Annotated in this window: 11 protein-coding genes and 1 tRNA gene; 7 read left to right on the forward strand and 5 right to left on the reverse strand. The window is 74.7% G+C overall.

The annotated features are described in order from the left end of the window. Positions 1-129: 129 nt before the first annotated feature. Positions 130-1,431 (forward strand): M14 family zinc carboxypeptidase, encoded by a 1,302-nt coding sequence (locus tag AB0D44_RS12810; RefSeq protein WP_362588852.1) that lies wholly within the window; start codon positions 130-132, stop codon positions 1,429-1,431. A gap of 52 nt (positions 1,432-1,483) precedes the next feature. On the opposite strand, the gene AB0D44_RS12815 is transcribed toward AB0D44_RS12810, so the two are convergent. Beyond that, complete coding sequence (locus AB0D44_RS12815; protein ID WP_362588703.1) at positions 1,484-2,044, reverse strand: DUF1707 and FHA domain-containing protein; 561 nt, start codon at positions 2,042-2,044, stop codon at positions 1,484-1,486. A 110-nt stretch (positions 2,045-2,154) separates the two neighbouring features. Between AB0D44_RS12815 and treZ the strand changes: the two genes are divergently transcribed. Further along, the gene (treZ, locus tag AB0D44_RS12820; protein WP_362588705.1) at positions 2,155-3,903 is read left to right on the forward strand and encodes a malto-oligosyltrehalose trehalohydrolase; all 1,749 of its coding nucleotides are present in this window, start codon (positions 2,155-2,157) and stop codon (positions 3,901-3,903) included. 6 nt (positions 3,904-3,909) lie between these two features. On the opposite strand, the gene AB0D44_RS12825 is transcribed toward treZ, so the two are convergent. Beyond that, positions 3,910-5,034, reverse strand: coding sequence for an aminopeptidase P family protein (locus AB0D44_RS12825; protein ID WP_362588708.1), 1,125 nt, complete (start codon positions 5,032-5,034; stop codon positions 3,910-3,912). After that, positions 5,031-5,876, reverse strand: coding sequence for a LysR family transcriptional regulator (locus AB0D44_RS12830; RefSeq protein ID WP_362588855.1), 846 nt, complete (start codon positions 5,874-5,876; stop codon positions 5,031-5,033). Before AB0D44_RS12830 ends, AB0D44_RS12825 begins: the two co-directional genes overlap by 4 nt. A 76-nt stretch (positions 5,877-5,952) precedes the next feature. Here AB0D44_RS12830 and AB0D44_RS12835 point away from each other — a divergent pair, with 76 nt between their 5' ends. Together AB0D44_RS12835 and AB0D44_RS12840 are read left to right on the forward strand one after the other, a co-directional pair. Then, positions 5,953-6,780 carry a hypothetical protein gene (locus AB0D44_RS12835; protein WP_362588711.1) on the forward strand — a complete coding sequence of 276 codons (828 nt, stop codon included), beginning with the start codon at positions 5,953-5,955 and terminating at the stop codon, positions 6,778-6,780. 74 nt (positions 6,781-6,854) lie between these two features. Further along, positions 6,855-6,927 (forward strand) — tRNA-His (locus AB0D44_RS12840). Between the two features lie 72 nt (positions 6,928-6,999). Here AB0D44_RS12840 and AB0D44_RS12845 read toward each other — a convergent pair. After that, entirely contained in the window at positions 7,000-7,755 is a 756-nt protein-coding gene (locus AB0D44_RS12845; protein ID WP_362588714.1) for an alpha/beta hydrolase, read from the reverse strand. A gap of 143 nt (positions 7,756-7,898) precedes the next feature. Further along, positions 7,899-9,959, reverse strand: coding sequence for a phosphocholine-specific phospholipase C (locus AB0D44_RS12850; RefSeq protein WP_362588717.1), 2,061 nt, complete (start codon positions 9,957-9,959; stop codon positions 7,899-7,901). Positions 9,960-10,316: 357 nt separating this feature from the next. On the opposite strand from AB0D44_RS12850, the gene AB0D44_RS12855 reads away from it, so the two are divergent. From AB0D44_RS12855 to AB0D44_RS12865, 3 genes are read left to right on the forward strand one after another with little or no spacing between them, the layout of a single operon-like run. After that, on the forward strand, positions 10,317-11,282 hold the full coding sequence (locus AB0D44_RS12855) for a ketoacyl-ACP synthase III (RefSeq protein ID WP_362588720.1): 966 nt from the start codon (positions 10,317-10,319) through the stop codon (positions 11,280-11,282). After that, positions 11,279-12,022 carry a glycosyltransferase family A protein gene (locus AB0D44_RS12860; RefSeq protein WP_362588723.1) on the forward strand — a complete coding sequence of 248 codons (744 nt, stop codon included), beginning with the start codon at positions 11,279-11,281 and terminating at the stop codon, positions 12,020-12,022. Before AB0D44_RS12855 ends, AB0D44_RS12860 begins: the two co-directional genes overlap by 4 nt. After that, entirely contained in the window at positions 12,022-13,497 is a 1,476-nt protein-coding gene (locus tag AB0D44_RS12865) for a class I adenylate-forming enzyme family protein (RefSeq protein WP_362588726.1), read from the forward strand. The genes AB0D44_RS12860 and AB0D44_RS12865 overlap by 1 nt, the downstream gene beginning before the upstream one ends. Positions 13,498-13,600 lie beyond the last annotated feature (103 nt).

A 13,600-nucleotide genomic window follows, 5' to 3' on the forward strand; every position in this document is an offset into this window, starting at 1 on the left:
CCGCCGACCCCCACCAGCCCCGCCGGCGTTCGAGGCGCGGGGCGCGAGGTGCGGGGACGGCCCGGGGTGAGGGGAACTACGGGGGCTGCGCAGCAGTAGGGGCCCTGTGCTGCGGGCATGGCATCCCTTGTGACCCTCCTCCGAGACATGCGCTACCCCACACCGCACGAGCTCGCCCTGGCCGCCCGCGCCCTCGCGGACGAGCACCCCGCCGTGGTCCGGCTGCGCCAGGCCGGTACCTCCCGGGCCGGGCAGCCCCTCTGGGTGCTCTCCGTCGCGGCCACCGGCCGGGCACCGGCACCGGCATCCGCACCGGCCGCCCCGCGGGACGTCCTCGTGGTCGCCGGGGCCCACGCCAACGAGCCCGTCGGCGGCGCCACCGTCCTGTCCCTCGCCCGGCGCCTCCTGCACGACCCGGCCCCGCGCGCCGGCAGCGGCTGGCACTTCCTGCTCTGCGCCGATCCCGACGGCGCCGACCTGCACCGCACGCCCCGCCCGTACTCACTCCTCGACTACCACCGGCACTTCTTCCGGCCCCCCGGGCCCGAACAGCCCGAGTGGGCACCGTCGTTACTGCCCCCGGACCGGCTCCCGCCCGAGACCCTGGCCCTGACCGCGCTCATCGACGAACTGCGGCCCGTCCTCCAGGTCTCCCTGCACGCCACCGACCTCGGCGGCTCCTGGGTCCAGCTCACCCGGGACATACCGGGCCTCGCCGAGCCCTTCGGCAAATCGGCCGCCGAGCTGCGCATCCCGGTGGAGAACGGGGCCTCGGACGCCGCCGGCTGGCCCTCCCCCGGACCCGGGATCTTCGTGATCCCGCAGCCGGGGAGCGAGGCCGCGGGGGCCTTCCACCCGGAGGACACCCGGCTCAGCACCTGGTACCACGCCCACCGCTACGCCGGCGCCACCGCGATCGTCGAAGTCCCCATGTGGGCCTCCGACCTGGTGGACGACCCGACCCCGCACCCGGACCCGCGCGGGGCCCTGCGGATGCTGGCCCGGCGGCTCGGCGAGGACACCGCGCGCGTGGCCGCCGTACGGGACGGGATCCGCCGCGGCCCGCTGCCGTACGAGGATCCGGCCGCGGCGCCCCTGCTGCGCGCGGTGGACTGGACGCTGGCGCTGATCCCCCGGATCACCGCCGAGTGGGCCGGCGACGGGGCCCCCGCCGAGGCCAGCGCGGCCTACGTGGCCAGCATCGACGCCTTCGCGCGGCGCCTGTCGCTGCGCGCCGCCGCGATGCTGCTGCGGGTGCTGCGCACACAGGGCCACCCCTCGGCGCCCGGGCTGGACCGGCTGGTCACCGGGTGGTGCGAGGATTTCGCGGCACGCTTCCAGGCGCGCTGGGTCCCGGTGGCCACCCAGGTGGAACACCAGTCCCGGACGGTCCTGGCGACGTACGAACGCCTCATCGCCTCCGCCTCCTAGCGGGGCTCCACGGGCAGGCCCTACCGGCGCTCGGACAGGCCGGTAGGCGGCTTCAGCTCGAGGACAGCCGGAAGCTCATCTTCCCGAAGCCGACCTGGTCTCCGTCGCGGACCACCGCGGAGCCGGTCACCCGCAGGCCGTTGACCGTGGTCCCGTTGGTGGAGCCGAGGTCCTTGAGCACCCACACCCCGTCGCGCAGGCTGAGTTCCGCGTGGGCCCGGGAGACGGTCTCGTGGCTGAGCCGCAGCCCGTTGCCGGGGTCACGGCCGATCCGCAGGGCCCCCGCTCCGGGGTGCGGCAGCAGCAGCTTGGGCAGCTTCTCGACGGCCCAGGCGCGCCGGACCCCGACCGAAACGGCCGAAACCCGCCCCACCCAGCCGAACAGCCGACGGGTCCAGGGGCTTTCGGCTCCCCGCGTCTGGAGGTCGGCGGTGAGGACGGCGAGGTCCTCGGACCGGCGGGCCACCAGGGCGAGTTCCATCCGGCGGAGGAACGTGTCGTGGGACAGCTTGCCGAGGGCAGCGCCCTCCCTGAGCTGGCCCAGCGCCCGGTCGCGCTCGGCGTCCGAGAGCCGCGGCGCGGGGTAGGCGGGGAACTCAAAACTCGACGTCACAGGGTGATTGTCGGCCCGTCGGGGCCGGAGTGTCCAGAACTCCCCCGCCACGCCCGGAATGATGGGCAGGATACGCATGGTGAACAGGGCCGCAGACGAGGGGAACGTCCGTGCAGTTCGAGGTGTGGGCACCGCTGACCGGTCATGTCGCCATGCGACTCGACGACACGACGTACGACATGGCGCGCGATCCGGAGCGGGACGGCTGGTGGACCGTGCAGGCCCCGGCCGCCGACGGAAGCCGGTACGGATTCCTGCTGGACGGCGACGGCGTGCCGCGGCCCGACCCGCGCGGCCGACGGCTGCCGGACGGACCCGACGGCCTGTCCGCCGTGGTCGACTTCACGGCCCTCCCCGCGCCGGGGGCCGCGGCGCGGCGGACCCCGCTCCAGGACGCGGTCCTGTACGAGCTGCACATCGGCACCTTCACCCCCGAGGGCACCTTCGACGCGGCGGCCGCGCGCCTGGACCACCTCACCGGCCTCGGCGTCACGCACGTGGAGTTGATGCCCGTCTGCCCCTTCCCCGGCCGGCACGGCTGGGGGTACGACGGGGTCGCCCCCTGGGCGGTGCACGAGCCGTACGGCGGCCCGGCGGGGCTGGCCCGGTTCGTGGAGAGGGCCCACGCCGCCGGTCTGGGCGTGGTCCTGGACGTGGTCCACAACCACCTCGGCCCGTCGGGCAACCACCTCCCCGCCTACGGCCCGTACTTCACCGACACCCACCACACCCCCTGGGGCGCGGCGGTGAACCTGGACGCGCCCGGCTCCGACGAGGTGCGCGCCTATTTCCTGGACAGCGCGCTGGCCTGGCTGCGCGACTACGGGATCGACGGGCTGCGGCTGGACGCCGTGCACGCGCTCGCCGACGGCCGGGCCCTGACCTTCCTGGAGGAACTGTCCGCCGCGGTGGACGCCCTGGGCGCCGAGACCGGCCGGCCGCTGTTCCTGATCGCCGAGTCCGACCGGTGCGACCCGCGCACCATCACCCCGCGCGCCGACGGCGGCCTGGGGCTGCACGCCCAGTGGAACGACGACTTCCACCACGCCCTGCACTGTGCGCTGACCGGTGAATCCCAGGCGTACTACGCCGACTTCGCCCGGGCACCGCTGGCCGCCCTCGGCAAGACCCTGACCCGCGCCTTCTTCCACGACGGGACCTGGTCCTCCTTCCGCGGCCGCAGCCACGGCCGGCCGGTGGACCGCCGCCGGATCCCGGCCCACCGCTTCCTCGGCTACACGCAGACCCACGACCAGATCGGCAACCGGGCGCTCGGCGACCGCCTCGCCGCCTCGCTGTCCCCCGGGCTGCTGGCCTGCGCCGCAACCGTGGCGCTGACCGGGCCGTTCGTGCCGATGCTGTTCATGGGCGAGGAGTGGGCGGCGGGCACCCCGTGGCAGTACTTCACCGACCACCCCGACCCGGAGCTGGCCGAGGCCGTACGGGCGGGCCGGCGGCGGGAGTTCGCGGAGCACGGCTGGAAGGCCGAGGAGATCCCCGACCCGCAGGACCCGGCGACCCGGGACCGCTCCTGCCTGGACTGGACGGAGCCGGAGCGGGCGGGCCACGCCCGCCTGCTGGAGTGGTACCGCACCCTCGTGGCACTGCGCCGCACCCTGCCGGACCTGCGCGACCCGGACCTGGCGGCGGTCCGGGTCGCCCATGACGAGGAGCGCCGCTGGCTCACCTTCCGGCGGGGCGACGTACGGGTGGTCGTGAACCTCGCCCCGGAGCCGGTGACGATCGCGCTGGGGCGCAACGGGGTACGGGTGCTGGCCGCCTGGGAGCCGGTCGACCACCCGGGTCCGGACGGGCGGATCCGGGTACCGGCCGAATCGGCGGTCGTCCTCGGCCCCTGACCGCGGCTATTCGACGACCGCGAGCTCGCGGGGGGCGTTGTTGAGGCGGCGCCCGCCGTCCTCGGTGACGGTCACGATGTCCTCGATGCGGACGCCGAACCGGCCGGGCAGGTAGATGCCCGGCTCCACGGAGAAGCACATGCCGGGGACCAGCGGCTGTTCCTCGCCCTCGACCATGTACGGCGGCTCGTGGGTGGTGACGCCGATCCCGTGGCCGGCGCGGTGGATGAAGCGGTCTCCGTAGCCGAACTCGGTGATCACCGCGCGGGCCGCGCGGTCCACGTCCTGGCAGGTGGCCCCCGGCCGGACCGCGGCCACGCCGGCCTGCTGGGCCTCGCGGACGACGTCGTGGACGCGCTGCTCCTCGGCGGTCGGCCCGCCCACGTGCACGGTGCGGGAGATGTCGGAGCCGTAGCCGTACCGCAGGCCGCCGAAGTCGAGGACGACCATGTCGCCGTGCCGGATGACGCGCTCACCGGCCTCGTGATGCGGGTTGGCCCCGTTGGGTCCGGAACCGACGACGGTGAAGTCGACCTGGGAGTGGCCGTGGGCGCGCAGCAGCGCGGCCAGGTCCTCGGCGACCTCGGTCTCCCGGCGGCCCGCGAAGGGGAGGTGGAGGGCCTGTGCGTAGGCGGCGTCGGCCGCGGCGCCGGCCGCGGCGAGGCGCTCCAGTTCGCGCTCGTCCTTCACCGCCCGCAGCATGGGCAGCGCGTCGGTGAGCGGCGCGTAGGAGGCGGTGGGCAACTCCCGTTGCAGGCCGAGGAGGTGCAGGGCCCAGGTGTTGTCGCTCACGCCGAAGCGTCCGGCCGCGTCCAGCAGCGGGGCGGCGAGCGCGTACGGGTTCTTCCCGTCGGTCCAGTCGCGCAGGCTCAGTGCGGCGGCGCCGGGGGCCTTGGCGGCGTCGGGGGCCTCAAGGGCGGGCACCACGAGCACCGGTTCCCGTCCGGCGGCCAGGACCAGCAGGGTGAGCCGCTCGGTCTCGGCGGTGGGGCGGTAGCCGGTGAGGTGCGTGAGGTCGGGCCCGGGTGCGATCAGCAGCCCGGCCAGTCCGGCGTCGGCGGCGCTCTGCGCGGCGGCGGCCATCCGGGCGGCGTAGTCCTCGGCCGTGAAGGGTGCGGGTTCGTGGGTCATACGGGTGATCCTGCCGTGAGCCGTGCGGCGAGCGCAGCGGCCGCGCCGGTCGGCGTACCCGGTGACAGCAGCTCCGTCCGGTGCACCAGGCGCGGCACGGACAGCGGTACGGCGGCCCCCGCGCCGGCGGCCCCGGCGACCCGGCGCGGCAGCAGGACGAGGCCGTGCCCGGCGGTGGCCAGTGCGCACAGGGCGAGCACGTCGGTGCCGTCGTAGCGCAGGGCGCGGCGGGTGGCGGGGAGCGCGAGCCCCAGGGCGGGGGCGTCGATCCAGCGCGCGTCGGCGAGGTCGTCCAGCCGGACGGCGGCCCGCCCGGCGAAGGGGTGCCCGGCGGGCAGCAGCACGGCCAGGCCCTCCTCCCCCAGACCGGTCACGGTGAGCGGGGCCACGTCGGGCAGCCGCAAGGGGTCGCTGGGCGCGGCGAGGCCGTCGACGAGGCCGAGGTCGCAGCCGCCGGTGGCGACCGCGGCGGGCACCTCCGCCGGGGGCAGCACCCGCAGGGTGACCCCGGTGGCGGGCAGCGCGGCGAGCAGCGCGGGGCCGATGGCCAGCGGGGAGGCGGCGAGCGTGACCCGGCCGGGTGGCGCGGCGGCCAGCCGCAGCACGTCGGCCCGGGCGGCGTCGAGCCGCAGCAGCAGAGGTCCGGCGTGCTCCAGCAGCCGGGTCCCGGCCGGGGTCGGAGCGACGGGCCTGCGGGTGAGCAGCCCGGTGCACAGGTCTCCTTCGAGGGCGGCGATGTGCTGGGAGACGGCGGACTGGGTGTAGCCGAGCTCGCGGGCGGCCGCGGAGAAGGAGGAGAGCCGGGCCACGGTGACGAAGGTGCGGAGCAGGTGCGGGTCCATGGTCATCAGCGTTGCTTATCGGCAGTGCAGAAACAATCGTTGGCGCTGAAGCGGGGCCGGCCGCAGGATGATCCACATGACCACCGCACCGTCCGCGCCGTCCGCACCGTCCGCACCGTCCGCATCCTCCGCACCGATCGCCCGGATCGCCCTCGTCGGCGACCGCTCCCCCCACGTGAAGTCCCACACCCGCATCCCGCTCCTCCTCGACGCCCTGGCCACCCGTGACGGACTCGTCCTCGACGCCTACTGGATCCCCACCGGCGACGCCGAGGCCGAGGCCGGGTCCGGGACGCTGGCCCGCTTCGACGCCGTGTGGGTGCTGCCCGGGAGCCCGTACGCCAGCGAGGCCGGGGCACTGGCCGCGATCCGGGTGGCCCGCGAGGAGGGCATCCCCTTCCTCGGCACCTGCGGCGGCTTCCAGCACGCCCTGCTGGAGTACGCCCGGACGGTCTGCGGGCTGACCGGCGCCGCGCACGCCGAGAACGACCCGGATGCCACGGACCTGCTGATCGCGCCGCTCGCGTGCTCGCTCGTCGGACACGAGGGCCTCGTGCGGGCCGAGCCCGGCTCACTCGCCGAGTCCGCACTGGGCGCGGAGCGGTCGATGGAGCGCTACCACTGCAATTACGGGCCGTCGCCCCTGCACCTGCCGACGCTCACCGAGCACGGGCTGCGGCTGTCGGGGCACGACGAGGACGGCGGGGCGCGCATCGTGGAGCTGCCCGGCCACCCCTTCTTCCTGGCGACGCTGTTCCAGCCGGAGCTGCACGGGGACGGGACGCGGCCGCACCCGATCGTCCGGGCCCTCGCCGCGGCCGCCGTCGCCCGTGCCGCGGGGCGGCCGGACGGGCTCACGGGCACGCTCGCCGCCACGCCGGCCGCCGGCCGGTCCGCCGGATAACGCGTCGCGGGACCACCCTCCTGATCGGCTATGCTGTGCTTGCACATCGAACGGGTGGTCCGCCGCCCTTCGTGGTGGGTGTAGCTCAGTTGGTAGAGCACCTGGTTGTGGTCCAGGTGGCCGCGGGTTCAAGTCCCGTCACTCACCCTGTTGGTCCCGTGAGGGGTACGAGGTTTCCTCGTACCCCTCACGGGCTTTTCCCCGGTCGGCAGGGCACCTCTAGGCCCGCAGGAAGGCCTCCACCTCGGTGGCGAACGCCACGGGGGTCTCGTGGGGCGGGTAGTGGCCGGCGCCCGCGAGGGTGCGGATCCGGCAGTTCGGGTACCAGGCCTGCCACGTGGCGCGCATCACGTCGGCGGTCAGCGCGAGGTCGTACTCCCCGACCAGGACCAGGACCGGGACGGTGCTGCCCTTCACGGCGGAGGACAGGTCGAGCGGCTGCCAGCTCGCCAGGTAGGCGGCGAAGGCCTCGGGGCGCGAGACGTCCAGGGAGTGGGCGACCATGCGCTGCACCCAGTGGCGGCTGGCCCGGTTCCCGGTGACCAGGTCGAGGATGACGCGCCGCTTCTCCGGGTCCTCGGCGGCGCCGTAGAAGAGGGCGCGGGTGGTGCCGTCCATCTCGTACGGCGCGGCCGGCACCGGGGCGAGCCCGATCAGCTTCTCGATCCGCTCGGGGGCGCGGACGAGGACCTGCTGGATCGCCTTGCCGCCCATGGAGTGCCCGAGGAGGGAGAACGTCTCCCAGCCGAGCCCGTCGGCGAGCTCCAGGACGTCGTCGGCGATCTCGGGGAGGTCGTAGCGGCCCGGGACGTTGCGCCGCTCACCGTAGCCGCGGTAGTCGAGGAAGGCGTACGAGAACTCCTCGGGGTCCAAGTAGTCCAGCACGGAGCCCCAGTTGGCGCAGGTCCCGAACCAGTCGTGCAGGACGATGACGCGAACGGGTCCGGTGCCGATCCTGCGGTGCGCGATGGCCATGCGTTCTCCCTCGGTGACGGGGTGGAGAAAACCAACGCCGTACTTCCTGCCCATTGGCCCCACCGTCACACCGCCGTCCGCGAAGTCACCGCGGGCGGCGGCTCCCCGGAGGGCGCAGGTGACGGGGGGCGCGCGGGAGGGGGTCAGACGGTCTTGATCGCCGGGTCGGAGACGCCCGGGGCGCCCGTCTCCACGTGGCCGGCGAAGCGGCGCAGGAAGGTGGCGTCCGCATCGGAGACCACCGTGACGTCGTACCAGCGGCCCGTCGCGCTCAGGTCCGCCGTGTACGCGGCCGTGGCTCCGGCCGCGACCCGCAGGGTCTGGGCGGCGCCGTTGTAGGCGTTGGTCACCGTGAGGTTGACCGCGGTGGAACCGGAGTTGGCCAGGGTCAGCCTGAGGTTTCCGGTGGCTCCGTCGTGGCGGGCCGTGACCTCGGGGCCGGCCTTCTTCGCCGGACCCTTCCAGGTCCGCAGGAAGCCGTTGGGGCCCCAGACCGTGAGGTTGATCTGGTTGCCGGTGGAGCTGCTGGTGCTCCAGGTGTCCGAGAGCGTCTTGCCCGCCTCGACCGTGTAGGGCCAGGGGCCGTCCGTGCGGTTGCCCGAGGTGCTGTGGAAATGGGCGCCGAGGGCGGGGCCGGAGGCGAAGGTCAGGGTGAACTTGCCGGTGGAGGGCGTTGCCCGGCCGTCCACGTAGGGGCTGTAGCCGAGCGCGCGCGTCGGCTTGGAGCCGGCCTCCTGGCGGGGCATCGTGCCGGTGGCCGGCGGGGTCGGGTGGTAGGACGGGTGGCGGTTCTTGTCCGGCGGGACGTACCCGGCCGTGGACGGCAGGGCGGCCGGCGCGGCGTCCGCCCGGGTGAAGTCGAACGCCGAGGTCAGGTCGCCGCAGACGGCGCGGCGCCACGGCGAGATGTTGGGCTCCTGCACGCCGAAGCGCTTCTCCATGAAGCGGATCACGGAGGTGTGGTCGAAGGTCTCGGAGCAGACGTAGCCGCCCTTGCTCCACGGCGAGACCACGATCATCGGGACGCGCGGGCCCAGCCCGTAGGGACCGGCCGCGTAGCCGCCGCCCCCGTTGTAGAGGTCGCCGGTCACGCTCGCGGTGGACAGGCCCCAGGCCGAGGACGCGGGCGGGTACGGGGGCACCACGTGGTCGAAGAAGCCGTCGTTCTCGTCGTAGGTGAGGAAGAGGGCGGTCTTCGCCCACACCGCCGGGTTCGCCGTCAGTGCGTCGAGCACCTGCGAGATGTACCAGGCGCCGAAGTTCGTCGGCCAGTTGGAGTGCTCGCTGAACGCCTCGGGGGCGGCGATCCAGGAGACCTGGGGAAGGGTGCCGCCCGCCACGTCGGCGCGCAGCCGGTCGAAGTACCCTTCGCCCGCTTTGACGTTGGTGCCCGTGCGGGCCTTCTCGTAGAGGGGGCTGCCCGGCTGGGCGTTGCGGTAGGAGTTGAAGTACAGCAGGGAGTTGTCGCCGTAGTTGCCGCGGAAGGCGTCGTTGATCCAGCCCCAGGAACCGGCCGCGTTCAGGCCGTCGCCGATGTCCTGGTAGACCTTCCAGGACACTCCGGCCGCCTCCAGGCGCTCGGGGTAGGTCTTCCAGCCGTATCCGGCCTCCTGGTTGCCGAGGACCGGGCCGCCGCCGGTGCCGTCGTTGCCCGTGTAGCCCGTCCACATGTAGTAGCGGTTGGGGTCGGTGGCGCCGATGAAGGAGCAGTGGTAGGCGTCGCACACCGTGAAGGCGTCGGCGAGGGCGTAGTGGAACGGGATGTCGTTCCGGGTCATGTACGACATGGTCGTGGCCGTCTTGGCCGGGATCCACTTGTCGTACTTGCCGTTGTTGTACGCCTGGTGGCCGCCGGCCCAGTCGTGGTCCAGGCCCTCGAGGAACTGCATCCCGAGGTCCTCGATCTGCGGGTGGAAGGGAAGGACGTCCTTCGTCCCGCTGGACTGGTGGAAGACTGACTTGCCGTTGTCCTGGAGGACGGGGCGCGGGTCTCCGAAGCCCCGGACTCCCTTCATCGCGCCGAAGTAGTGGTCGAAGGAACGGTTCTCCTGCATCAGGACGACGATGTGCTCGATGTCCTGGATCGTGCCGGTGGTGCCCTGCGCCTCGATGGCGGCGGCCCGCGCGATGCTGTCGTTCAGCATCGTCAGCGCGGCGGTGCCGCCGGCGATCTGGAGGAACCTGCGGCGATTGAGTTCTGCCATGGCGTGACGACCTCTGCGGGTGAGTGAGGGAGGCGAGGGGCGCCCCAAGGACAGCGCCCCCGGCGTACCGGACGGAGATCCCTGTCTGACACCTGGCCGTACAGCCGGAGAACGGAAAGGTCGCTGCCGACGGCCCGCGCGTCTGGCGACGACGGTAAGCGAACCACCCCCCGCACAACAGCCCCCTGAATCACTGCACTTCGCGCTCCGAGCGCCGGGCGGGGATACTCATCCGGCCTGTGCGCCGATCTGAGCACGCGTACTCATGCCCGGGCTGTGGCGCCTTGTCATCGTGTGGGCATGCCCTTTCAGCCATGTGACCCACCATCGCGTGCCGGGATAACCGCCGTCGGCAGCATGCTGCCCGCCGAGGCGCTCTCCTCGGACTCCCTGCAGCGGGAGGTGGCCCTGCGCAGCGGCCTCACCCTGCCCCCGACGCTGCTCCGGCAGGCGACCGGGATCGTCTCCCGCCGCGTCGCCGGCCCCGGGGTGTACGCCTCCACGCTGGCCGTCGGCGCCGCCCGCCGGGCGCTGGACGCGGCCGGTCTGAGCCCGCTCGACATCGACCTGCTGCTGTTCGCCTCCGCCTCCCGCGACATGGTCGAGCCCGCCACCGCGCACATCGTGCAGGCTGAGCTGGGCTCGCGGGCCCACGCTCTTGACGTCACCAACGCCTGCAACAGCTTCGTGAACGGGATCGACCTCGCCCGCTCCATGGTCCTCGCCGGGCGGGCGCGGCGGGCCCTGGTGGTCACCGGGGAGACCCCGAGCCGGGCGGTGCGCAGGGACCCCGCCGACGCGGCCGAGTTCCGCAGCGGCTTCGCGGGATACACGTTCGGGGACGCGGGGGCCGCCGTGGTCGTGGAGGCCGTCGAGCGCGGCGGGATCCTCGACGTGGACACCGAGACCCACTCGGAGCACTGGGAGGTCGGCGGCATCCCGGGCGGCGGTTCGCGCCACCCGCGCGGGGACGAGTACACCTACTTCCGCGGCGACGGCCACGAACTGCGCGGCGTCTTCGAGAAGGTGGGCACCGCCGTCATCGACCGGACGCTGCACCGGACGGGTATGGAGTGGGACGGCTTCGCCAAGGTCCTCGTGCACCAGGTGACCGTGCCCTACCTGGAGCGGTTCGCGGAGCTGACCGGGGTGCCGGCCGGGAAGCTGGTGGTGACCGTGCCCGAGCTCGGCAACGTGGCGAGCGCGAGCATCGGGCTCCAGCTGGACCGGGTCTTCACCGAACTCGCCCCTGGGGAGCGGGTGTTGTTCGTGGGCCTCGGCGGCGGCATCAGCATCATGACGATGGTCTGGGAGAAGTCGTGAGCCGGTCGATGTGGGTGGTCGTGCCCGCGCACGAGGAGGAGGCCCGCCTCGGGCAGACCCTGCGGGCCCTGGCCGCCCAGCGGGACCGGGACTTCACCCTGCTGGTCGTCGACAACGCCTCGGCGGACCGGACGGCCGCGATCGCCCGGGAGTTCGCGGCGGGCGCGCCGTTCCCGGTCGAGGTGATCGAGGAGCCCGAGAAGGGGGTCGGCTCGGCCGTGGACACCGGCTTCCGGTACGCGATCGACCGGGGCGCCGCCCTGCTCGCCCGCACCGACGCCGACTGCCTGCCCCGGCCCGGCTGGACGCGCGCCGCGCGGGCCGCCCTCACCGAACGCCCCGGGCTGGTGTGCGGCCGGATCGTCGCCCGGCGCGACGAGCACGGCCCGCTGGGCCGGGCCGGCTTCGGCCTCCTCGTGGCGCTCGCCGCGCTGTTCGGACGGCTGCGTCCCGGGCACGCGCGCCGCAACGGCTTCCGGGCCCCCTACCGCATGCACGCCGGCAACAACATGGCCATCACCGCCGACCTGTACCTGGCCGTCGGCGGCATGCCCCGGCGCCCCTCCCCCACCGACCGGCTCTTCCTCAACGCCGTACGCCGCCACACCGACCGGATCGCACACTGCCGGGAGATGGTCGTGGAGAACTCCACGCGGCGCCTGCGGGCCTACGGGATCGCGGGCACAGCCCGCTGGTACCTGGACCGGGGCAGCGGCCCGCACGGAACGGATCCCCGCTGATGCTCGACCGTCTCGACCACGCGCTGCGCAGCCGCCCCGAGCGGCCGGCCGTGCTCACCGCCACGCGTACCGGCGCCGCCCGGGTCCGGGCCACCGGCGGTGAACTGGCCGAGCTGTCCGATGCGTTCGCCGCCGCCCTGCACGCACGCGGACTGCGCGCCGGGGACACCGTCGGCGTCGCCGTACGCCCCGGTCCGCGGGCCCTGGCCGTCCTGCTCGCCCTGTGGCGGCTCGGGCTGCGCGGGGCCGTGCTCGACCCCGGCGCCGGGCCGGACGTGCTGCGCGCCCGGCTGGCCCTGGCCCGGCCCTCGCTGGTGCTCGCCGACGCCGCGGCGCAGGCGGTGGCGGGCTGGGCCCGGCCGCTGGCCCGCCGGGCGGGGCTCGCCCTGCCCCACCTGGCCGAGCTGGGCCCGGTGGCCACCGTCGGCCCCCGGCTGCCCGGCTGTGCGCCCGCGCTGGACCCGGCGGCCCCCCGGGCCGGGGTCCCGGTGCACGGGGACCACGACGGGGACGCGGTGATCGTGTTCACCTCGGGGACCACCTCCCGGCCGCGCGCCGTGGTGCACACCCGGTCGAGCCTGGCCGCCGGGATGGCCACGGTCGCCTCCCTCTTCGACGCGGCCCCCGACCAGCCCGTGCTCGGGGGCACCTTCTTCGTCCTGGTCCCGTCGCTGACCTGCGGCGCCCCCGTCGCGCTGCCGGCCCGCGACCCGCGGGTGCTGGCCCGCCAGCTCCACCGGCTGCGCCCCCGGGACACCTATCTGACCCCGCCCGCACTGCGGGACGCGCTGGACGCGGGCGCCCGCTTCCACGGCCGGGTCTGGACGGGCTCGGCCCCGGCCGACGCCGCCCTGCTGGAGCGGGTGCGGGACGCGGGCGCGGCCCGGGCGTGGGGGGTGTACGCGCTCACCGAACTGTTCCCGGCCGCCGCCGTCGAAGCGCGGGAGAAGTCCGCCTTCGAGGGCCCGGGCGACCTGGTCGGCGCCCCGCTGCCGGGCGTCCTGGCCGAGACCGACGCGGACGGCCAACTGCTGCTGGCCGGGGCCGCGGCCCGCCGCCGCTACCTCGGCGAGGAGCCCGACCCGTGGGTGCGCACGGGCGACCGGGCACGGCTGGACGGCGCGGGCCGGATCGTCCTCGAGGGCAGGTGCAAGGACATGGTGCTGCGCCGGGCGGAGAACATCTACCCGGGGCTGTACGAGCCCGCCCTGCACGTGCCGGGCGTGGAACTGGCCGTCCTGGTCGGCGTCCCGGCGGGTGACGGCGACGAACGGCTCGTCGCCGTCGTGCAGCCGGGGCGCGGCGTGCCCGAACCCGCCCTGCGCAGCGCCCTGTCGGGTCCCCTGCACCGGATGGGCACGGCGCGCCCCGACGCCCTGCTCTTCGCCCGCATCCCCCTGTCGGGCCGCTCGCGCAAACCGGACCGGGCGGCCACGTCCGCGATGGCGGCACAACGCCTGGGACCGACGGCATGACCTCCCGCCCGCGACGGTCCCGGACCGCCCGGATCGCCCGCGACGGTCCCGGACCGCCCGGACCGTCCTGATCCGCCCGGATCCGCCCGGCCCGCCGGACCCG

This window comes from Streptomyces sp. NPDC048349 (assembly GCF_040651925.1).
Lineage (GTDB): Bacteria > Actinomycetota > Actinomycetes > Streptomycetales > Streptomycetaceae > Streptomyces.